19 protein-coding genes and 1 pseudogene are annotated in these 21,083 nt (G+C 51.9%); 11 read left to right on the top strand and 9 right to left on the bottom strand.

The features are described from left to right. Nucleotides 1–621: 621 nt before the first annotated feature. From napC to napF, 7 genes and pseudogenes are all read right to left on the bottom strand, one after another. Entirely contained in the window at nucleotides 622–1,224 is a 603-nt protein-coding gene (gene napC / locus A7983_RS21345) for a cytochrome c-type protein NapC (RefSeq protein WP_005970951.1), read from the bottom strand. Between the two features lie 8 nt (nucleotides 1,225–1,232). Next, complete coding sequence (gene napB, locus A7983_RS21340) at nucleotides 1,233–1,670, bottom strand: nitrate reductase cytochrome c-type subunit (RefSeq protein ID WP_005970953.1); 438 nt, start codon at nucleotides 1,668–1,670, stop codon at nucleotides 1,233–1,235. Continuing rightward, nucleotides 1,667–2,530: a quinol dehydrogenase ferredoxin subunit NapH gene (gene napH, locus A7983_RS21335; RefSeq protein ID WP_005970958.1), complete on the bottom strand. Its 864-nt coding sequence runs from the start codon at nucleotides 2,528–2,530 to the stop codon at nucleotides 1,667–1,669. Before napH ends, napB begins: the two co-directional genes overlap by 4 nt. Continuing rightward, nucleotides 2,517–3,209 (bottom strand): ferredoxin-type protein NapG, encoded by a 693-nt coding sequence (napG, locus tag A7983_RS21330; protein WP_005970959.1) that lies wholly within the window; start codon nucleotides 3,207–3,209, stop codon nucleotides 2,517–2,519. Before napG ends, napH begins: the two co-directional genes overlap by 14 nt. Before the next feature lie 5 nt (nucleotides 3,210–3,214). Further along, nucleotides 3,215–5,701 (bottom strand): nitrate reductase catalytic subunit NapA, encoded by a 2,487-nt coding sequence (napA, locus tag A7983_RS21325; protein ID WP_005970960.1) that lies wholly within the window; start codon nucleotides 5,699–5,701, stop codon nucleotides 3,215–3,217. Next, nucleotides 5,698–5,967 (bottom strand): chaperone NapD, encoded by a 270-nt coding sequence (gene napD / locus A7983_RS21320; protein WP_005970962.1) that lies wholly within the window; start codon nucleotides 5,965–5,967, stop codon nucleotides 5,698–5,700. Before napD ends, napA begins: the two co-directional genes overlap by 4 nt. Continuing rightward, a pseudogene (gene napF, locus A7983_RS23725) lies at nucleotides 5,964–6,499 on the bottom strand (ferredoxin-type protein NapF). The gene napD and the pseudogene napF overlap by 4 nt, the downstream one beginning before the upstream one ends. A gap of 239 nt (nucleotides 6,500–6,738) precedes the next feature. Between napF and narQ the strand changes: the two are divergent. From narQ to A7983_RS21295, 5 genes are all read left to right on the top strand, one after another. Then, the gene (narQ, locus tag A7983_RS21315) at nucleotides 6,739–8,457 is read left to right on the top strand and encodes a nitrate/nitrite two-component system sensor histidine kinase NarQ (protein ID WP_005970968.1); all 1,719 of its coding nucleotides are present in this window, start codon (nucleotides 6,739–6,741) and stop codon (nucleotides 8,455–8,457) included. A gap of 86 nt (nucleotides 8,458–8,543) precedes the next feature. Beyond that, nucleotides 8,544–9,176, top strand: coding sequence for a nitrate/nitrite response regulator protein NarP (gene narP, locus A7983_RS21310; RefSeq protein ID WP_005970969.1), 633 nt, complete (start codon nucleotides 8,544–8,546; stop codon nucleotides 9,174–9,176). A 157-nt stretch (nucleotides 9,177–9,333) separates the two neighbouring features. Further along, entirely contained in the window at nucleotides 9,334–9,621 is a 288-nt protein-coding gene (locus tag A7983_RS21305; protein ID WP_005970970.1) for a hypothetical protein, read from the top strand. Between the two features lie 208 nt (nucleotides 9,622–9,829). Next, nucleotides 9,830–10,219, top strand: coding sequence for an NTF2 fold immunity protein (locus tag A7983_RS21300; protein ID WP_005970971.1), 390 nt, complete (start codon nucleotides 9,830–9,832; stop codon nucleotides 10,217–10,219). Nucleotides 10,220–10,339: 120 nt separating this feature from the next. Then, nucleotides 10,340–10,864, top strand: a complete 525-nt coding sequence (locus tag A7983_RS21295) for a DUF4303 domain-containing protein (protein ID WP_005970974.1) — start codon at nucleotides 10,340–10,342, stop codon at nucleotides 10,862–10,864. Between the two features lie 547 nt (nucleotides 10,865–11,411). Here the strand turns inward: A7983_RS21295 and A7983_RS21285 are convergent. After that, the gene (locus A7983_RS21285) at nucleotides 11,412–11,660 is read right to left on the bottom strand and encodes a helix-turn-helix domain-containing protein (protein WP_039478551.1); all 249 of its coding nucleotides are present in this window, start codon (nucleotides 11,658–11,660) and stop codon (nucleotides 11,412–11,414) included. Between the two features lie 219 nt (nucleotides 11,661–11,879). Between A7983_RS21285 and A7983_RS24075 the strand changes: the two genes are divergently transcribed. The 6 genes from A7983_RS24075 to A7983_RS21260 all read left to right on the top strand — a co-directional run bounded on the left by A7983_RS24075 (nucleotide 11,880) and on the right by A7983_RS21260 (nucleotide 19,944). Further along, nucleotides 11,880–12,098 carry a hypothetical protein gene (locus tag A7983_RS24075; protein ID WP_043885390.1) on the top strand — a complete coding sequence of 73 codons (219 nt, stop codon included), beginning with the start codon at nucleotides 11,880–11,882 and terminating at the stop codon, nucleotides 12,096–12,098. Nucleotides 12,099–12,282: 184 nt separating this feature from the next. After that, on the top strand, nucleotides 12,283–12,801 hold the full coding sequence (locus A7983_RS21280) for an Hcp family type VI secretion system effector (RefSeq protein ID WP_005967076.1): 519 nt from the start codon (nucleotides 12,283–12,285) through the stop codon (nucleotides 12,799–12,801). A 121-nt stretch (nucleotides 12,802–12,922) separates the two neighbouring features. Further along, a complete protein-coding gene (locus A7983_RS21275; RefSeq protein WP_005967073.1) occupies nucleotides 12,923–14,752 on the top strand; it encodes a type VI secretion system Vgr family protein in 1,830 nt (609 codons plus the stop codon). Between the two features lie 28 nt (nucleotides 14,753–14,780). Then, nucleotides 14,781–15,224, top strand: coding sequence for a DUF1795 domain-containing protein (locus A7983_RS21270; protein WP_005967071.1), 444 nt, complete (start codon nucleotides 14,781–14,783; stop codon nucleotides 15,222–15,224). Continuing rightward, nucleotides 15,217–19,491, top strand: coding sequence for an RHS repeat-associated core domain-containing protein (locus A7983_RS21265; RefSeq protein ID WP_005967069.1), 4,275 nt, complete (start codon nucleotides 15,217–15,219; stop codon nucleotides 19,489–19,491). The genes A7983_RS21270 and A7983_RS21265 overlap by 8 nt, the downstream gene beginning before the upstream one ends. A 15-nt stretch (nucleotides 19,492–19,506) precedes the next feature. Beyond that, entirely contained in the window at nucleotides 19,507–19,944 is a 438-nt protein-coding gene (locus tag A7983_RS21260) for a hypothetical protein (RefSeq protein ID WP_005967067.1), read from the top strand. Between the two features lie 374 nt (nucleotides 19,945–20,318). Here A7983_RS21260 and A7983_RS21255 read toward each other — a convergent pair whose 3' ends face one another. Continuing rightward, nucleotides 20,319–21,083, bottom strand: a complete 765-nt coding sequence (locus A7983_RS21255) for an SLATT domain-containing protein (RefSeq protein WP_005967065.1) — start codon at nucleotides 21,081–21,083, stop codon at nucleotides 20,319–20,321.

The following is a 21,083-nucleotide window of genomic DNA, read 5'->3' as shown; positions in this document are numbered from 1 at the left end:
ATATCGCCCTTTTGTTATCCGACAATTTATCTCTTCCAACTTCGTTGTTTCCGTTCAGACTCGGATGGTTTATCACGGATATGGATTTGGAATCTCAGTCGTTTCTGTCAGTTGTGTGAAGGTTTCGTGCGCAATAAACAGGGTAATTCTCTGCAACTCGCGTTGCACGCGCCCGACGCGGGGCGGCTCAATTGCCGTCGCCCCGCGACCCCTGGCTTTTCGCGGTAAATCGCGCCGCTTCGCGGTGCCTTCGGTGTTCATGCCCGCTGTTCGGACCGCCTGCGACGCGCTCCCGACGCGGCGCAGGCTTTCGCGGCGTCCATGCCGCTCATCCGGCGGTCATGTACACCTCTGCGCGATTTTTTACGCGAGCCAACCCCATAAAACTAAAAGACTGAACTGAGTAAATTGTTATTTTGGAACGGCTTTTTCCGGCTGTGCTGAGAGCGGCCTTAGGCACACCCGCGTCGGGCGCGTGCGACGCGAGTTGCAGAAAATCACCCCACTTGTTGCGCACGAAACCCTTACGGTATTTACAAAAATCCGTTACTACCGCTCAAAAGGCTTTGTTAACAACGATAGGACGGCATACGCCGTCCCGAGTGTTACTAAGGGGGCGGGTTATAACCCGCTTTTGACGCCGTGCATGTCCGGCAGTTTGTGGGCGATGCCTTTGTGGCAATCGATACAGGTTTGACCGAGTTTTATCGCTTCGCTGTGTTTTTCCGCCGCGACCGTTTTTTGCCCTGAGAAGTCCATATAGTCAAAGTTGTGGCAATTGCGGCATTCCTGAGAACCGTTATTTTTCATGCGCCGCCATTCGCTTTGCGCCATCGTCAGCCGATGTGCTTCAAATTTTTGTGGCGTATCAATGGTGCCCATTATTTTGCCGTACAGCTCTTTGCTGGCCTGAATTTTACGCACCATCTTCGGCACAAACTCATGCGGAACGTGGCAATCCGGGCAGGTGGCGCGCACGCCGCTGCGGTTGCTGTAGTGTGCGGTTTCCATATATTCCTGATAAACCGTATTGCGCATTTCATGACAACTGATGCAGAACGCTTCGCTATTGCTCATTTCCATGCCTTTCTGGGATGTTGCCAGAAAGAAAATGCCGCCAGCGAAGCCGATAATCAGCAACGTTCCCAGCGCCAGCCGACTTGGGCGGCGCCACCATTGCCACAGTTGGCGCAACAACCGTCCTACTTTTCCTGGTTGTTTCATAGCAAACCTCACTGTCCAAAGCCTTTAGAAGGAGCGAACGTGTTGCCGGTAATCGGCGAACTATCCGCTTGCGGCACGTGGCATTGCAGGCAGAAATGGCGTGCGGGTGCCACATTGCTCAGCACTTTGCCGTCTCTGTCGACAAAATGGGTTGGGCTGACGCGAGGAGCGCTGGTGGAACGATAATTCTCCACGCCGTGGCACTGTAAGCAGCGGTTAAAGGTCGGGGTGACCTGATAGCCATCCACGCTATGCGGGATCATCGGTGGTTGGTTGACATAGTTGAGCGCCATACGCTCCTGCTGCTTCGGCATCCGACTATTTCCCGGCTGTGTCGCGGCGACTTCCGGCGATTGGCTTAAATCGACCTGTGCAGTGGCTATTGCACTGCACATTATCGCTAGGGCGGTGATCCAACGAAACCATCCCATTCTCAGGCTTTTCATGACTTTGCTCCCGATTTCCATCTAAGGGTTATTTTAAAAACGTCTTCAGCGCAGACATCAATACAGCGTCCGCATGTTATGCAGTCACGGTCAGTGACCTGTACCGGACTGTGTTTATCTAGTAAGGGCGCGCGCAGCACCTGCGGCTCTGGGCAGACATGAAAGCAGTCCATGCAGCGCGTACAGCGTTCACGTTCGGTGGCAGCCACAACCAGCGCGCCTTTGCTGCCAAGCGCGCCATACAGCGCGCCAGTCGGGCAAAGGTGCCCGCACCAGCCGTGTTCCACGACCAATAAATCAAACAGAAACAGTGCCAACAGTAACCAGATACCCGCACCAAACCCGAAAATCAGCCCACGGCCTGCCAGTGATACCGGGTTGACCCATTCCCACAGCAGCCCGCCCGTCAGCCCGCTGCCTGCTAGAATAAGTATCAGCAGCAGATAGCGAAGGTTGCGGGGGAGCGTCGCTGAGGCGGTGATGCCGAAACGACGACGTAGCCAAGCGGCTAAATCGGTTAACGGATTTACAGGGCAGATCCAGCTACAGAACAGGCGCTTGCCCGCCAGCGCATAGCTCAGCGCAATAATCAGCGCCCCGATCAGTGCAAGCGCGGCAGGAAGTTGACCGCTAGCCAGACTTTGCAGCACCATTAGCGGATCGCTGAGTGGCACGGTGTCGAGCAATCGGCTGGCGCTGTAGTTACCGCGCAGGATCCAGAACCCTAACAGCGGGCCGCTGAGGAACATGAGCAGCACCAGGGATTGGGTCAGGCGGCGCAGTACCAGCCAGCGATGGCTGCGCCACCAGCCTTTTTTCGCGTGGGCTTCTCGTCCAGCGTCTTGCTTACGATTTGCCATTGCGTGCCTCCAGCCAACTGAAACGGTAGTGGTGTCCGAGTTCGCCTTTTGCCAACGCACGCGGCAAGACCTTTATCGCTGGCTGTTCCAGTACGCAGGCCTTTTCACACTTTCCGCAGCCGGTGCAGATATCGCTATGCACCGTGGGCAGAAAACGGGCGTGCTTTCCGGTCCGGGCATTGCGCTCTGGCTCCAGTGTGATGGCGCTATCGATGAGGGGGCAGACGCGATAGCACACATCGCAGCGTAACCCCTGATAGTTCAGGCAATTTTCCTGATCTAACAGCACCGCTAATCCCATACGGGCATCATCGATAGTATCCAGCGGCTGTAACGCACCGCTGGGGCAGGCGACCACGCAGGGGATGTCCTCGCACATCTCGCACGGGACATCGCGTGCGACAAAGTAAGGGCTACCGGCTGCGGGGCCGGATACCAGTGTCGCCAACTTCAGCGTGTCGTAGGGGCAGACCTGGACACATTGGCCACAGCGAATGCAGGCACCGGAAAACGCCGCTTCAGGCAGCGCACCCGGCGGCCGCAGCCGGAGTACGTCAGCCTGCGCGCGCCGCTGCTGAATACCGAGAATCGTCACCGCTGCGGATAAACCCGCAACGGCACGAACGGCGTCACGCAGAAAGCGGCGGCGAGCGGGTGGTGAATTTTCCGGACGTGCCATGTTCGCTACACCTTAGCCAGCTTGACGGCACATTTTTTAAAGTCCGTTTCTTTCGACAGGGGATCGGTCGCATCCAGCGTCAGGACATTGGTCATCTGCGCGGCGTCGAAGAACGGCATATACACCAGCCCGCGAGGCGGCTTGTTGCGACCACGCGTTTCAACAACGGAGACGACTTCGCCACGGCGCGAGATAATGCGTACCTTTTCACCGCGGCGTAGATCGCGGGCTTTGGCATCCTGCGGGTGGATAAACAGCACGGCCTCAGGGAAGGCGCGATGCAACTCTGGGACACGACGCGTCATGCTGCCGGTGTGCCAGTGCTCCAGCACGCGACCAGTAGAGAACCAGAGATCGTACTCGTCGTCCGGCGCCTCTGCGGCAGGCTCGTATGGCAGCGCGAAAATCACCGCTTTGCCATCCGGTTTGCCATAGAAACGATAGGCCTCTCCCGCTTTGACGTAAGGATCGTGCCCTTCGCTGTAGCGCCACTGGGTTTCCTTACCGTCAACCACCGGCCAGCGTAGCCCGCGAGCCTTGTGATAAGCATCGAACGGTGCTAAATCGTGACCGTGTCCACGGCCAAACGCGGCATATTCTTCAAACAGACCTTTCTGCAAGTAAAAACCAAATTCGCGAGATTCGTCATTCAACTGATTTTCCGCTAATTCAGTGAGCGGATAACGCGTAGTGACATCGTTAGCAAACAGCACGTCGTAGAGCGTCTTGCCGCGATAGGCGGGTTTCTGTGCCAGAAGTTCTTCCGGCCACACGTCTTCCATGGCGAAACGTTTGGCAAAGCTCACGACCTGCCACAGATCCGATTTTGACTCGCCCGGTGCTTTAACCTGCTGACGCCAGAACTGCGTCCGGCGTTCGGCGTTGCCATAGGCACCTTCTTTTTCCACCCACATCGCGGTAGGCAAAATCAGGTCAGCGGACAGTGCGCTGATGGTTGGATAAGGATCGGAAACGACGATGAAGTTACGCGGATCGCGCCAGCCTGGCATACGTTCCTGATTAATGTTCGGGCCGGCCTGCATGTTGTTGTTACACATCACCCAATAGGCATTTAGCGTGCCGTCTTTCAGCGCCCGGTCTTGTGCGACGGCGTGCAGACCAATTTTCTCAGGGATGGTTCCTGTCGGTAATTGCCACAATTTTTCTGCAATTGCGCGGTGTTTCTCGTTGGTCACCACCATGTCGGCTGGCAGGCGGTGGGCAAAGGTGCCAACTTCACGCGCGGTGCCGCAGGCGGAAGGTTGACCCGTTAAGGAGAACGGTCCACAGCCGGGCTGAGAGATCTTGCCGGTCAACAGGTGGATGTTATAAACCAGATTGTTCGCCCAGACGCCGCGCGTGTGCTGGTTAAAGCCCATCGTCCAGTAGGAGATCACTTTCTTCTTCGGATCGGCGTAGAGTTTTGCCAGCGCTTCCAACTGGTCAGCAGGAACGCCGCTGATCGCCACCGTTTTTTCCAGCGTATAGTCGGCGACAAAGGCTTTGTACTCTTCAAAACTCATCGGTTCGGATGCATCGGAACCGGGGTTTTTCGCCGCTTTTTCCAACGGGTGCGTTGGGCGCAATCCGTAACCGATATCGGTTACGCCTCTACGCAGGTTCACGTGGCGGGTGAAGAAGGCCTCGTTCACCGCGTTATTTTGAATAATGTAGTTGGCGATGTAGTTGAGAATGGCCAGATCAGTTTGCGGCGTAAACACCATACCGTTATCCGCCAGCTCAAAGCTGCGGTGCTGATAGGTAGACAGCACGGCGACGGTGACATTGCTGTTCGACAGGCGGCGGTCGGTAATACGCGACCAGAGAATCGGGTGCATTTCCGCCATGTTGGAACCCCATAGCACAAATGCATCGGTCTGCTCGATATCATCGTAGCAGCCCATGGGTTCATCCATACCGAAGGTACGCATGAAGCCCACCACCGCCGATGCCATGCAGTGGCGTGCGTTGGGGTCAATATTGTTGGAGCGGAAACCGGCTTTGAACAGTTTGGCGGAGGCATACCCTTCCCAAATCGTCGATTGCCCAGAGCCAAACATGCCTATCGCGTTTGGACCTTTCTCTTTCAGTGCGGTTTTGAATTTCTCCGCCATGATGTCAAAGGCTTTGTCCCAGGAAATGGGGGTAAATTCGCCTTCTTTATCAAATTTACCATCACGCATACGCAGCAAAGGCTGAGTCAGACGATCCTGCCCGTACATGATTTTTGGCAGGAAATAACCTTTGATGCAGTTTAATCCACGGTTAACCGGTGCGTCGGGATCGCCCTGGCTGGCGACGATGCGGCCATTTTGCGTTCCGACCAGCACACCGCACCCTACACCACAGAAGCGGCAGGGTGCTTTATCCCAGTGGATAGCATCCGATTGCTCGGTCGCAGCGCGTACCGCAATAGGTATAGTGATGCCTGCGACCGCAGCGGCGGCTGCAACAGCATTAGCTTTCATAAAGTGTCGTCGACTGAGTTTCATGGTATTTCCTCACCCTGAGATTGTTCATCAAGCTGGTGATAAACCAGCGAAACGGCCAATACGCCTGCAAGTTCGCGTATTGACGCTATGTGTTTTAATAGCGTGTCTTCTGAATCTGACTCCAGTACCACGACTATTTTTCCGGTATCGCTATTGCTGGCGGCAACGTCCACATTGGGTAATTTTTCCAATGCGTCGCTCACTGCCGCCATACGCTCCGTGTTGACGTGAACTACGACACTGCAAACATGCCAGACTGTGCTCATCGGTTTTCCTGTTGCGTCGTGAGACGCGCTGGCGCGGTGTGATATCCCGCTGTTATTTTTTTCATCGACATTGCACCAACGGGGCACCCGGAGATACATGCACCACAGGTGGTACAGGCATCATCATCGATCGACGGCGCAGCAACACGTCCGATGGTGGGACGAAACCCTATCGCGCCGGTTTCACAGGCATCCTGACAACTGCGGCATTCCACCTGATGCAGCGATAAACAGGTATCTTGAATCGTCAGGTGGTATTCCCACGGTGTGGTGTGGCTCTCCGCGAACAGCGCTTGTGGACACGCGCGAGCACAGTCGTAGCAGAATGTGCATTCGCCGTGCTGAAAATCGATGGTGGGAAAGCCCCCGAACCTCGCTGAATGATCCGCGTTCCGCAGGCCTCAACACAGGCGTTACAGCGCGTGCATTGGCTCAGGAAATGGCTTTCAACGCCACTCCACGGCGGACGCAGCGCGTTGTCTGCCCGCTGTAGGCCGCCAGTCAGTAAAGAACGTCGGGAGAGGTTAGTCATGGCAGTTTGTCGCTCTGGCACTCGGTAAAATATCCAATAAAAAACACGTTGTTTTTATAGGGGTTACACTATGCTCCCTAGGCTGTATGCGATAATCACCCTTTAGAGGTAAATGGGGGTGCCGGATCAAGCTTATGTAGGATTCGCGCCTTATCGGCTTGCCTGAGCGTGTGGGGATCGTGATAGTGACACCGAAAACCACCTTACCTGTATGACGTCAAAGGGGAGTAGTCGTCGAGATGGTCAAACGCCCTGTTTCTACCAGCCTGGCCCGCGCTTTTTTTTATATCGCGTTGCTTTCATTCCTGACGACAGGTATTGCGCTGCTGACGTTAGCCAGTGGCTTACGCGATGCGGAAGCGGTCAACGTTGCGGGTTCCATGCGCATGCAAAGCTATCGCATGGGGTATGATCTGCAGGGCGATCGCGCAGCGTTAGACGCGCATCGCCACCTCTATGCGCAAACGCTGGATTCTCCGGTGTTTCACCTGTTAGATCGCTGGTATGTACCGCGTGATGTACGCGATCGCTATACCGCGCTGTTGCAGAACTGGAAAACGATGGACGAGCGCCTGAACGCGGGGGATCGGGTGTGGTATCAGGACAATATTGTTCACTATGTCACACAGATCGATCTCTTTGTGCTGGCATTGCAACATTATTCCGAACGCAAGATGATGATAGTGGTTGTGACATCAATAATTGGTTCGATCACTATCTATATACTGATCTTCTTTACGCTGCGCCGTATTCGTCGTCAGGTGGTCGTGCCGTTGAATAAGCTGATGGCAGCCTGTGCATCTATTGAAAAGGGGCGTTTTACCCATTCGCGCTTGGATGTCAATCTGCCTAACGAATTGGGATTGCTGGCGCGAACCTTCAGCAGCATGACTGACGAATTGCAAAAGCTCTATCGTTCTCTGGAAGACAAGGTACGGCAGAAAACGCTGCGTTTGCAGGAAGTGAACCGCATGCTGAAGGTGCTGTACAACTGCTCTCAGGCGATGAATGTCAGTACGATCGACAGGCATTGCTTTCAGCAGATTCTGCAAATTGTTTGCCGCTATGAAACGGTCGACTGCCTGGAAATGCGGGTAGGGGAGAATTGGCTGTTATGCGAAGGCCTGCCGGACGCACAGGTTGCGTGGCAGGCGCTGCCCATCCGCTTGCAAGAGGTGGAGTTTGGGCAACTGCGGTGGCAGGCATCAACGCAACCGCCGTCGGCGCAGGTAATGGAGAGCGTTGCCAATATGCTGGGCCGCGGTCTCTATTTTAATCAGGCACAGAAGCACTACCAGCAACTGTTACTGATGGAAGAACGCGCTACTATCGCGCGTGAACTGCATGACTCACTGGCTCAGGTGCTTTCTTATCTGAATATCCAGATGACATTGCTAAAGCGCGCAGTAGCGGAAGAAAATGCGCAGGCCCGGCAGATTATCACCGATTTTGAACAGGCGTTGAGCGATGCTTACCGCCAACTGAGAGAGTTGCTGGGAACGTTCCGGTTGACGCTACAACAGGCCGATTTGCCTGCGGCGATGCAGGAAATGATCGCGCCGCTACGGGCGCAGACCCAGGCGACAATCGCGATTGATTGCCGGATCCCTACGCAGGCGTTGGATGCATCACAGCAGGTTCACCTGCTACAAATCATTCGTGAAGCGGTGCTGAACGCGATTAAACACGCGCAGGCGACAACGATTACCGTCAACTGTCGTATGCAGCCTGACGGGAGCCATTGTGTTGATATTCGTGATGACGGCTGTGGCATTGCCAATCAAGAGGAACCCGCAGGACATTACGGTTTAAATATTATGCAGGAACGCGCCGAACGGTTAGGAGGGCGGCTATCTATTGGCCTTCATCCTGAAGGGGGGACGCAAGTTAGCGTTCATTTTTCGACGCCGACGACAGCGCGTGAACGCGACAACACGAACAATCTCTACCCTGAATAATTCGAGTGGCACACATGTTGCTTGAAAAATGACAGGGATAAATCATAAATAAAAAATAATAGATCCATATTACATTGGGGCTGGGCATGTCAGAAAAACCATCTTATCGCGTGCTGATCGTCGACGATCATCCGCTTATGCGCCGGGGAATCCGTCAGCTACTGGCAACTGACGCCATTTTTGACGTGATTGGGGAAGCCAGCAATGGCATGGAGGCACTAAGCCTCGCGAATCGAGATTCTCCCGATATCATCTTGCTCGATCTCAACATGAAAGGATTAAGCGGGCTGGATACGCTGCACGCGCTGCGACGTGATGGGATCTGCGCCCGTGTGATTGTGCTGACCGTTTCCGATGCGCCGAGCGATATTTATGCGCTGATGGATGCAGGGGCCGATGGCTATTTGCTTAAAGATAGCGCGCCGGAACACTTATTGGATGCCATCCGTAGCAGTGATGCCTTCAGCGAACAGGTGCGCGACGTATTGCGCCACCGTATCGCCATAAAGGAAACGCCGTCGCCCTTTACCGTATTGACGGAGCGTGAACTGGATGTGCTTCAGGAAGTGGCGTCAGGGCTATCTAACAAGCAAATCGCGAGCGTGCTGTATATCTCAGAAGAGACGGTAAAAGTGCATATTCGCAATATGCTGCGCAAACTCAACGTGCGTTCTCGCGTTGCTGCGACGGTGCTGTATCTGGAAACTCGCGGCCAGTAGGGCCGCGGTGTATCGCTACTGATTTTACTGCCTGAAGGATGGGGTGATTAGCCCTCAATCTGATGAACACACCAGATGGAACAACAAGAGTATTATATCGTTTGATGCAATTAAAATAATTGGTTAACCTTACTAGCCATACAATAATGGAGTATATATGCCTGCTTTGTCAGAATATAGTAATGTATATAATACGGCGTTAAATGTTCTTGATAAAAAAGGATTTTCTGTATGGTATGACGAAAGTTTGGATATGTTTTGTGCTGAGAGGAATGGCTGGGATTTTATGGCTGAAACCCCATGCGGATTGCTTGGTGTTGTTGCCATTTATGAATATAAAAACCCTTTATTATATAGCGAATATTGGTGGATGGTAGAGGATAAAGAGTTATACATAAATATAGAAAAAGAAAAACCTGATTATCATTCCGTTAGTGGTAGCTAAGCTGGTTTTTTTCAAAATTATCAACAGTTAATTACGGGGAATATTTCGTATTTTGAAGTGAGATAATTAAATATATTAACAAGGATAGTGTTGTTGATATTGACTGGCAATTTTTATATGGAAATGGTGGTGCAAGATTGACTGATATTATTTACAACGTATTCCAAAATGGGAAGTCAGGTCTTTACTCTGTATTTGGAACTTAATTATGAATGCAAAAGAAACATTGATTGCCTTTATGAAGGACATGAATAGCTGGGAAAATCGTTATCGTGATGCTTTTATGGCCGATCACCATGTGGACAAAGAGCCATACCTGACCGAATTAAATAAAATCTTCACCAATAGGTGTACAGTTAAAGAAAGAAAATATGGTCGTCAAGTATCGATGAGGGTTAGTTTCCCACCCGATTACGAGCCTGAAAGTGATGAAATCATAGAGGAAAATACTATAAAAAACAAAACATCTATTATTGTACAAAAGCATACTGGGTTTGAAAATAGATACCGCTACACGCTTCATTTTAAAAATAATGAGTGGCGTATTGATAAAAAAGAATGGCTTGATGACGAGGGATGGAAACGGGCCTATCTATAATAAAATCCAGAAGTGATATTAACTTTAGGCGGAAAAGTAATTGCGGATAATAGAAAAAATGAAATCGACGCTCTAAAAATTAAACTTGGGAGTTTTGGAAGTTAACCTTGTGAGGTCTATATGGATTGGTATCGATTTGAAGGGGATTGTTATCAACTCGCAGTTAAATTGATAACCAGAGTTTTATCTGAAAATCCTGATGAAAAATTTTATGCTTTTTCTTTATATACAGATAGTAGCGCTATGACGGTGTCTTTGAGTGCAAACTCCAAAGAAAAATTAAAAGCTATACTTGACGCGGATAGTGATAAAAGCAAAGAAAATCAGACTTATTACAAATGGGCCATTTCCGAATGGGCTTATGAAGGATATGGTACTGATTTATTTGATGAGATAAGTAAAAAATTAAGATTATCACCAGAAAGAGAGCATTTTTCTGATTTTAAGAACAGCCTGATTTATTCTCTAACGAATGCACTAAAAAGAGCTAATGAAGAGATAGTCCAACAGGGACATGCTATAGCCGTCATGTTTGTATCTGTTACCGATGATGATAATGCGGAATATATAGAAAATATGTCATCTAAAGTCATAAATAACAGGGTTGCACATGACTTGTTCTTAGCAAGATATAGCGATAATTAATTGAATCGAGTAGGGGAAATTTCAATTCACATTCATTATCCTACGGGCGTAGAGTAATATTTCTAGAACATGAATTGGTACGACCGAGTGGACTAACATCCAGTATCTGACTCTTTGATTTAACAAAATTTATTTTATCACTAGTATAACTAGTGGACTTCATTATGGACTTATTTTAAAGCTATAGCAAGGTTGCAGTAAGCGCTTCTATCAGAACGGTTCCGGTCAGATAGCATGTTCATATTCATAGCTTTCCGCTAATACAGAAGGCCGTGATTGCTGAAGCGAAAGGGAATCACTCAGTTAGTTGAGAATATGTACATCAGGAAGTTGATGGTAGAGCAACTCAGAGGTTGCTCTATGCAGAACGATGTTCTCAAGTATCATAGTAGTAGAAACAATTGTTTTGGCTGGGGCTATGATATAGGGCCAGATACTTCCAGTGCATATTACTTGATGGTGTGCAGATTTATGCTTTTTATCCGCTTCCCTAGCGAAGCGGATAATTTTTGGTTCGTCAGCAAATTTTTATCAATAGCATCATGAATTAACGATTTCTGGTTTTTCTTTCCAGTTTATTGCCATCGTCATCGAAATACCGGCTGGGCCAGATCTCAGCAGGTTCCACACCGAGTGCATTTGCTATCAGTTGTTCACCTTTTGGCCAGGATCGCGTTAGTGCGTTAGCGAGGGTAGAAGAACTGAGTCCTGCTTGTCGGGATAGAGCAGCCAGTGTGGTGTGTTTTTTACGAAGGCCTGCAATGATATCGGCGTTGTGCCAGTCCTGCTTATTCATCGTCATAGAATTAACCCTGAGTCTTACTGCTGGTGGCGATTCAGACAGGGTTTGCAGTACCGGCCATGTTTCCAAGTTCCGGCGAGGACGAATCCTCCCCTGCCTGAACCGCCATAACAGACGTACTCAAGCACACCAGCGCGTGAACGCTGATGGGAAACATGGTTTGGGGCTGCAAATCCCCGCCAATGGATTTTGCCAAAGGCATAACTAAGATAAGTGAAATTTGCAGCATTCTCAAATCAAATAGTGGATGAATTGGCTGGTTCTGTATCTGCAAGTTTCAATGAGGATGCAGACAATAAATGCCCTGATAAAGGCGATAGACAGAAATTAATCGATCATTTTCTTCAAAGAGATGGTCATCTCATATTCCTAATTCAAACTTTCAGCATAACTGCGCATTCTGCGCAACTTCTTGCTCACTTTCTGGTGTAAATCACTTTTTGCGCAATGGATGCCGTTTTTTCGCGAGGTCTGCGCAATTTCTTGCTCAAATTTGACTTAGGTAAAATTTGGATTAAGTGATTATTTAGTAAAAACAATGAGATAAAAATTGGCATGCGAATTGCTATGCAGAGCGTGAAGTTACTCATCACGTTCAACAACAAGGAGCAAGACTATGCCAACTCCATGCTATATCAGCATCGAAGGTAAAACGCAGGGCAACATTACTGCGGGTGCTTTCACTTCTGATTCTGTCGGCAACATCTATGTGGAAGGCCACGAAGATGAAATGCTGGTACAGGAATTCAAACACATCGTCACCGTACCGACCGACCCGCAGTCTGGTCAGCCATCTGGCCAGCGCGTACACAAGCCGTTCAAATTCACCGTTGCGCTGAACAAAGCCGTTCCGCTGATGTACAACGCCCTGGCGTCTGGCGAAATGCTGCCGACCGTGACCCTGAAATGGTATCGCACCTCGGTGGAAGGGAAACAAGAGCACTTCTTCTCTACCGTGCTGACCGATGCCACCATCGTCGACATCGACTGCAAAATGCCGCACTGCCAGGACCCGTCAAAACTGGACTACACCCAGTTAATCGAAGTGTCGCTGGCCTACCGCAAGGTTGACTGGGAACACACGGTTGCCGGTACCTCCGGCTCTGACGACTGGCGTACACCGGTCGAAGCGTAATTTTTCTGTTTCTTTACCCGGGCTTGTCCCGGGTTTTCTGCGTGCACTGTCCTGAGGTCTGATTCTCACAGACCTGAGTGCAGACAACAGAGTGTTCATCACGGGAAGCGAGGGAATAAACGTGGCAAACAGTACAGGATTACAGTTCACGGTAAAGGTCGGAGCATTGCCCGCCTCGACCTTTGCCGTGGTGGATTTTCAGCTCAGCGAGGCCCTTAACCAGCCGTTTGCCCTGTCGCTGAATCTGGCGAGTGCCTTGTCGGATGTCGATTTTGGCGCCGTGCTCGACCAGCCGTGTGAGCTGCTGGTGTGGTACGAAGGCGAACTGAAACGGCGCGTCAGCGGGATTATCAGCGCATTCGCACAGGGCGATACCGGCTTTCGCCGCACACGCTATCAGGCAGAGGTTCGCCCGGCACTGTGGCGGCTGGGGCTGCGTACCAATGCCCGCATCTTTCAGGCGCAAAAGCCGGAGGCCATTATCGGTACGTTGCTGGAAGAGTCTGGCATTACCGATTATGCCTTTGCACTGCGTCACGACCACGCCCCGCGCGAATACTGTGTACAGTATCGTGAGAGTGATTTGGCGTTTGTCACCCATCTGGCAGCGGAAGAAGGGCTGTACTTCTTCCATGAGTTTGAAGAAGGCAAGCATCGCGTCGTCTTTGCGGATGATGCCGGGGCGCTCAGCAAAGGCCCCGAACTGTTCTTCAACCTCGCCAATCAGGGACTGAGCGAAGGCGAATATGTCCGCCGCTTCCGCTACGCCGAAGCCGTGAGTACCGCCGAGGTCGCCCTCAAGGATTACAGCTTCAAAACCCCGGCCTACGGCCTGCTGCACAGCAAGATGAGTGGCGAACTGTCACACCAGCGCGAAAGCTATCAGCACTTCGACTACCCCGGTCGCTTCAAGCAAGATCCGAGCGGCAAGTCCTTTACCGGCTATCGGCTGGATGCGTTACGCGCGAATGCGATGACCGGCTCGGGTGAATCCAATGCCGCCATGCTGATGCCGGGCAGCAGTTTCACCTTAACCGAACATCCTAACCCGACGCTGAATAGTGGCTGGCAACTGGTTGCCATCACCCACAGCGGGCAACAGCCGCAGGCGCTGGAAGAAGAAAGCGGCGGTGAACCGACCACCTACAGTAACAGCTTCGAGGTGATGAGTGCCAAAAGCACCTGGCGTGCCGACCTGCCGTACAAACCGATGGTGGATGGTCCGCAGATTGCCACCGTGGTGGGGCCCGCTGGTGAGGAAATCTACTGTGACGAATATGGCCGCATCAAATTGCAATTCCCGTGGGACCGCTACGGCTCCAGTGACGACCAGAGCTCCTGCTGGGTACGCGTTAGCCAGGGATGGGCGGGCGGCCAATATGGTCTGATTGCCATCCCACGCATCGGCCATGAGGTCATTGTCAGCTTCCTCGAAGGTGACCCGGACCAGCCTATCGTGACAGGCAGAACTTTCCATGCCACCAATCCATCACCGTATCCACTGCCAGCGAACAAGACACGTACCTCGCTGCGTACGTCAACGCACAAGGGCGCGGGTTTCAATGAGCTGCGTTTTGAAGACCAGGCTGGGCAGGAAGAGGTGTTTATCCATGCCCAGAAAGACATGAACACCGTGGTGTTGAATAACCGTAGTACGACTGTGACCGCTGACCACACCGAAAGCGTCGGTGGCAATCAGGCGGTATCGGTAGTGAAAGACCAGTCTACTGAAATCCAGGGGCAGCAGAGTATCGCCGTGACCAAAAACCGCAACACGGTTGTGGATGACAACGACAGCCTTCAGGTGAAAAACAACATCGCTATCCAGTCGCAGAAGGGGGACATCCTGATAGCCACTGACAAGGGGTTTATTGGTATCGGCGCTGACGGGGTCATCAATATCAAGGGTACCCACATTGTCATCAACGGCCAGCAAATCGACCTGAACTGAATAACAAGAACAACAAGGACACGTGAACATGTACCAGATGAACGAAGGCACCCTGGCCATTCCTGCGCAGTGGCGCGATGAATCCCTGCACGTTTTTGTCTTGCCGGATGAAACCACTAACCTGGTGGTTAACCGCACCCCGACCGAACCCGGTCAGACACCCGATGTGGTGTATCAGAAAACGCTGGAGCAGTTCTCTACCCATCTCAATGGTTATAAAGAAGTGCAATCGTGGGAACTGACACTGTCGGGCGCGCCAGCCCTGGCGCTGGAATACACCTGGCAGTCACCGGAAGGCCAGATGCATCAGGCGGTGGTGATGCAGGTACGTGGCAACCTGCTGCTGACGTTCACCCTTACTGCCGCTGACGTGCTGAGTGATGAACGTAAAAAAGCATTACTGGCGGTGATCGAGACCTTCAACGCTGCTGAGTCTACCGCATCGGAGGGGATGGAGAGCGGCGATGCGTGATGAAATTCTGGCCCGTATTGCGCGTGTCGGCGCTATGCACGCGGGCAATCGGCCCACGCTGCCACCCGATTTACCGGCACCCGGTAGCGGCTCGCCGCCGACCTCGCCGGGCAAGCCTATCAAGCACAGCAGCTTTCTGGGGGCGCTGCTCGGTGCCGTTGCCGGGGCGCTGGTTGCTGCTGCGGTTGCGGCGGTGGCCGTTGCTCTGGTGGGCGTCACCGGTGGACTGGCGATTGCCGTGGTTGGTGGGCTGGCGGTGCTGGGGGCGGGAAGCCTGATATCGGCGGTCAGTGGTCGGGTATCCGCCATGGTGGACAGCGCCTCACCGCCTGCAGGGAAAGTGGACAGTGGTTCACCGAATGTGTCGGTGGAAGGGAGTCCGGTTTCCCGTGCTGAAGTCGATGTCGTTCTCTGCACCAAACACAACGGTCCGCAACTGATTGCGCAGGGCAGCGAAACCGTCTTTGTGAACGGTCATCCGGCTGCACGGATTGGTGATAAAACCGTGTGTGGTGCCACCATCAAGGAGGGGGCATCGACGGTGTTCTTTGGTTCCGGTCAGGCTACCGTACTGGAGATACAGGACGAGTTCAGCGGCTGGCAGAAAGCGCTGCTGATTGCGGTGGAATTTCTGGTGCCGCCGACCCGTGGCCTGTTTCGCGGGTTGGGGAAGTTATTCTTTCGCGGCCCCAAAGCGGTGATGAAAGGACTGGGCGCTGGTGCACTTTGGGCAGGTAAGCGTCTCAGGCAAAAGACACGTTGCGCCACCCGTGCATTTAAGGCGAATAAGGGCCGGGCGCGGGTGACACAAGCGGCCAAAGCCTTCAAGAAAGACCCGGTGTATGTCGCCAGCGGTGAGGTGATTGAAAGCCGCACCGATATCGAGTTGGGGCAGACTATCCCGCTGGTGTTCGAACGTACTTATCGTACCGCTTCTTTACATGCCGGATTAGTAGGCCGTGGCTGGCAGGATAGCTGGAGCGAGGTCGCTACCGTCAGTCAGGATGAGGGCTGCATCCATGTCACTATCACGCTGGCACAGGGCTATGACATTGATTTCACCTTCGGGCTCGGTACCACCGTGGTGTACTGCGCCGAATACCCCGAATTCAAGCTGCTGCGACGGCATAACGGTTTTCACCTGTGGCACCGCGACAGCCAGACCTGGCGTGCCTTTACCGTCAAACAGGGTGACCAGTTGCTGTTGTCGGTCATTACCGACAACCACCAGAACCGAATCGACTTTCTCCGCGACCCCAAAGGCTACCTGCGCAAGATACAGCACAGCGACGGCATCGAGCTGCTGCTGGTATGGCAGGGGGAATTTCTGCGCCAGGTGCAGCGCATTGACGGTGGTCAGAAAACGGTGCTGGCCGAATACCGTCAGGATGAGCAAGGCCGACTGGTCGAGGCAGATGCCTCCCATGCTTATCACCTGTTCTACGAGTATGACAACCATCATCGTCTGACTCGCTGGCACGACAACGACAAAACCTGGGCGCGTTATGAGTATGACCATCAAGGCAGGTGCATCTACACCACCTGTGCCGACGGCTACCTGACGGCGAAGTTTGAGTACCTGGCCGATCGTGTGGTGATGACTGACGGGCTAGGCCAACGCAGTGAATATGGCTTCAATGACCTGCACCTGATGGCGTGGGAGACATCCCCGCTCGGCCATATCATCCGCTATGAGTATGACGATGTGGGCAACCTGCTGCGGGAAATCTCCCCGGCGGGTCGGGTGGTGGAATTTGCCTATCTGGATGATACCGGACTGGTCAGCACCTTCACCGACGGCAGCGGCCACCAATGGCAGTACGCCTACGACGACCATGAGCGGCTTATCGGTATTACTGACCCACTCGGGCGCCACTGGGCATGGCAGTACGACAGCAAGGGCAACCCGCAGAGTCTGACCGGACCGGACAACAGCGAAGTGCGTTTTGCCTGGAATCGCTACGGCCTGCTGACTGAAGTCAGCGACCATAACGGTCAGGTACAGGCCAGCCTGTTTTACGACCACCGTCAGCGCCTGCTGAGTGCCACGGATGCGGAGTCCCGTACCCAGCAACTGCGTTATGACCAGCAGGACAGGCTGACCACCTGGACACGACCGGATGGATCAACCTATCGGCTGGGTTATCGTCGTGCAAGCTGGAAGCTGCCGGAGCAATTGCTGCGTCCGGATGACAAACAAGAGCAGCGCCAGTATGACAAACACAACAACCTGCTGAACTATACCGACGGCAACGGTGCGGTGTGGCGACAAACCTACGGCGCGTTTGATTTGCTGACGTCACGTACCGATGCAGCAGGTCGCACTTGGCAGTACGAGTATGACAAGGAAAGTCAGCAACTGGTGTGTGTCACGGCACCGGACGGTAACCAGTGGCAGTGGTGGCTGGATGCCGATGCGCGGGTTATCCGCGAACGGGACATGGCGGGTACGGAGACCCACTACGGCTATGACGAAGACGGCCACTGCATCGCCGTTCGCAATGGCGAAGGAGAAATCCGCCACTTCCTGTGCGACGGGCGCGGATTACTGATAAAAGAAACGGCACCAGACGATATGCTGCACTACCGCTACGATGCGGCAGGCAGGCTTATCGACGTGACGTCTGCGACCAACCATATCCAGTTGGAATATGACCTCCGTGACCGAGTAGTGCGGGAGTGGCTGAACGGCACACTTATCACCCGACTGTTTGACGATACTGTACACACCGTGACTCGGACACTGACATGGAAAGGCGAAGAAGACAGCGCGGCACTCACCAGCACCTTCCATTACCGCGCCACAGGCGAACTGCATCAGGTCATGCTACCGGACGGGGCGGAGCTGACGCTGGCGCATGATGCCGCTGGACGTGAATCTATCCGCCACAGCAAGGGCGGCTTTACGCAGCAGCGTGAATACGACGCCATGGGCTGGCTGACGCGGGAAATGAGCGGCCAGATGGCTGACGGTCGGTTACAACCGGTACAGACCCGGGAATACCTGTACGACGGCGCGGGCAACCTGACCGGCACCCGGCGCAACCGCGAGGCGGCAGGCTATCAACTCGATGCCAGCGGGCGGGTACTGTCTGTACTGAGCGGTGGCGCGGGTCGCACTGTTAACACCGAAGAACAATACCGCTACACCCGTAACGGGCTGCCACAGGACACGACAAGGCTGACCGAATGGCAGGCCGGACGACTGACTCAGCAGGACAACACTCACTACCAGTACGACAAGGCCGGAAGGCTGATACGCAAACAGGTGGTACAGCCGGGTTATCGGCCGCAGGTATGGCACTACCGCTGGGACAGCCGTAATCAGTTACGGGGAGTCGATACACCGAACGGCGAACGCTGGCTCTACAACTACGACGCGTTCGGGCGGCGTATTGGCAAACGCTGTGACCAGAAAGCTGAAGATATTCACTACCTGTGGGACGGCGACCAGATTGCCGAAGTACGGCACTATCGCGACAACCAGCTTATCAGCCGCCGTCACTGGGTGCATAACGGCTGGGAGTTGTTGGTGCAGCAGCGCCAAACTGTGGAGGGGAACTGGGAAACGGATTTTGTCACCAGCGGCCATAATGGTGAACCGCAGGCAGTCTTTAACCCGCAGGGCGAGCTTCGCTGGCAGACTCCGTACACCAACTTATGGGGCCAGCGTTATACAGATAATACTGAAAGTCTTGATCCGGGACTGGCCTTTGCGGGGCAGTACCGTGACGCTGAAAGTAGCTTATGCTATAACAGGTTCCGCTATTATGATCCAAGTGGTGGTGGTTATATCTCGCCAGACCCGATAGGGATAGCGGGGGGAGAGAATAACTACGGTTACGTCCAGAATCCGACCTGTTGGGTTGATCCGTTTGGGTTGGCATCTTGCCGTCTTACTTATATGGGAAGAACTCCAGGTAAAAAGACTAAAACAGGGCGAGCTGTTATTGAGCGAATGCGTGGAGAAGGTCGCATTCGTGGTTCTGGTGATAGGATGCAATTTAAAAGTTCAACTGATAGTAAGTGGTATCGTATTCAGGATGCTGATATGGCTCATTTAACTGATGCTGTTAAATATTGGAATCAAAAGGGTGGGTACTATGGGGCGAAGTCTAAAGAAGTCAGAGCCTTTATGCGGGACCCCAAAAACTATGAGTTAGAGTATTTTGGACATAACCGTTCTCAGGGTGCAAGCCTGCCTGATAGATATAGAAATCCAAGTGATTTTATTGGGCCTGCGGAAATCTCGCAATACTTTCTATGATTAAATAGGTGCGTAATGAAGATTCTTTCTGATGTAAGTCAAGAGCTAGAGGAATTAATAGTATCTGTAGTCGAAAAGGGTAATCACCTTCATGATAAAAAATCTTATGGGCAGGCATTAGAAGAATATAATGAAGCTTGGCGATTACTCCCTGAACCAAAGCTAGATTGGGAAATTGCCAGTTGGATTTCTGCGTGTATATATAGTGCATATTTCGACATGGAGGATTTTCATGAGGCTAAAAAATGGGCAGGAATTGCATTGCAAACCAGAGGGTCAGATATAGATACGGCTCCGTTAATTGATCTTGGGATGGTTTGCTATGAGTTAGAAGAATATGATATGGCTTATAAACATTTTCATGATGCGTATAGCTACGGAAAGAAAAGAGCTTTTCAGGAACGACCTAAAAAATACCTTGATTTTTACTTGAATAAAATGTCGAAGAATTGAGTTTTCTGTAAAATTCAAATGGCATAGAATTTATTATTTCGTAAATATCGTGATTATTAAATGAAAAATGGCAGATTTTTTTGAATAGTCAAAATTATTTAATAAATCTGTCTTTTTAATACGTAACCAGCTTAGGGGGTAGACATACCGATTGAGCGACTATGATTTGTTAGGGTGGATCATCGCTAAACGCTGTGGCCAGGACCTATGGGGAATACCTGTTGGACGGCGGCCATATAGCTGGGGTATGGCACCACCGCGACGTTGACTGGGGGAACATAAGGGCTGGGAGCAACTGGATCTATAGTGTTAGCATATTAAGTGCATTCTAAATTACGCCGAATACCGTCTAGTTCACCACTACTGAAACTCCGTTAATATGGTGGAAAAAGATGGCAAAGGTTGTCATCATGTGCACTAAATTGTAGGTCGTGAACGCTCTTGTGGCCTGTCGGTATCATCAGGACTGGTAACTTTCTTTTTTCAGCTACATCTTTCGGTAGAGCAGGTGGTTGGTGCTGTTGCATAGCACATAAGCTGTTTTCTTTATCGACAAGAAGAATAGTTTTTCCCTGCAGGTAGTAAACGGTGCCAATACACCCGATAACGCACCAAACCATAAGCGAGAGTGGTAGCTTGTCGCGGAAAAATCTAAACTTCAGCTGTTCATCCATCCAACTGATCTGATGCTGCCAGAAGAATTTATAATGCGCGTACCAGTCACTGAACAGGATCTGCTTGCTCAAGCAGTGCTGATAGTATTCGTTACGAAGATCATCTAGTCGTTTTAGTTGAGCAGTGGTCGGTGGGCTATTAGAGCTCTGTACCTCTCTATACAAGTCACGCAGTTTTTCGAGAGTTTTTGTTAAATACTGGGCAGCCTTTTCATAATCAGGTTTCTTATGGTCATAGTAAGATATATAGATCGCACAGATACCGAATATCAGCATTATGGCAGACGGAATTTTTGCACTCAGCTCGTCAATAACTAATGCAAATATACCAACAGCCATTGAAATGAATCCGATAAAGCCCGGAACTTTATCTACGATATCCAGAGTGGCCCAGTGCTTTTTACAACCGATACCAACGTTGTAGCCGATTTCAGCAGTAGATTTCAGAAATGCTTCTCTATTCAT

The organism is Pectobacterium wasabiae CFBP 3304 (assembly GCF_001742185.1).
GTDB classification, from domain to species: Bacteria; Pseudomonadota; Gammaproteobacteria; order Enterobacterales; family Enterobacteriaceae; genus Pectobacterium; species Pectobacterium wasabiae.
This window is presented reverse-complemented; position numbering and strand designations above follow the sequence as displayed.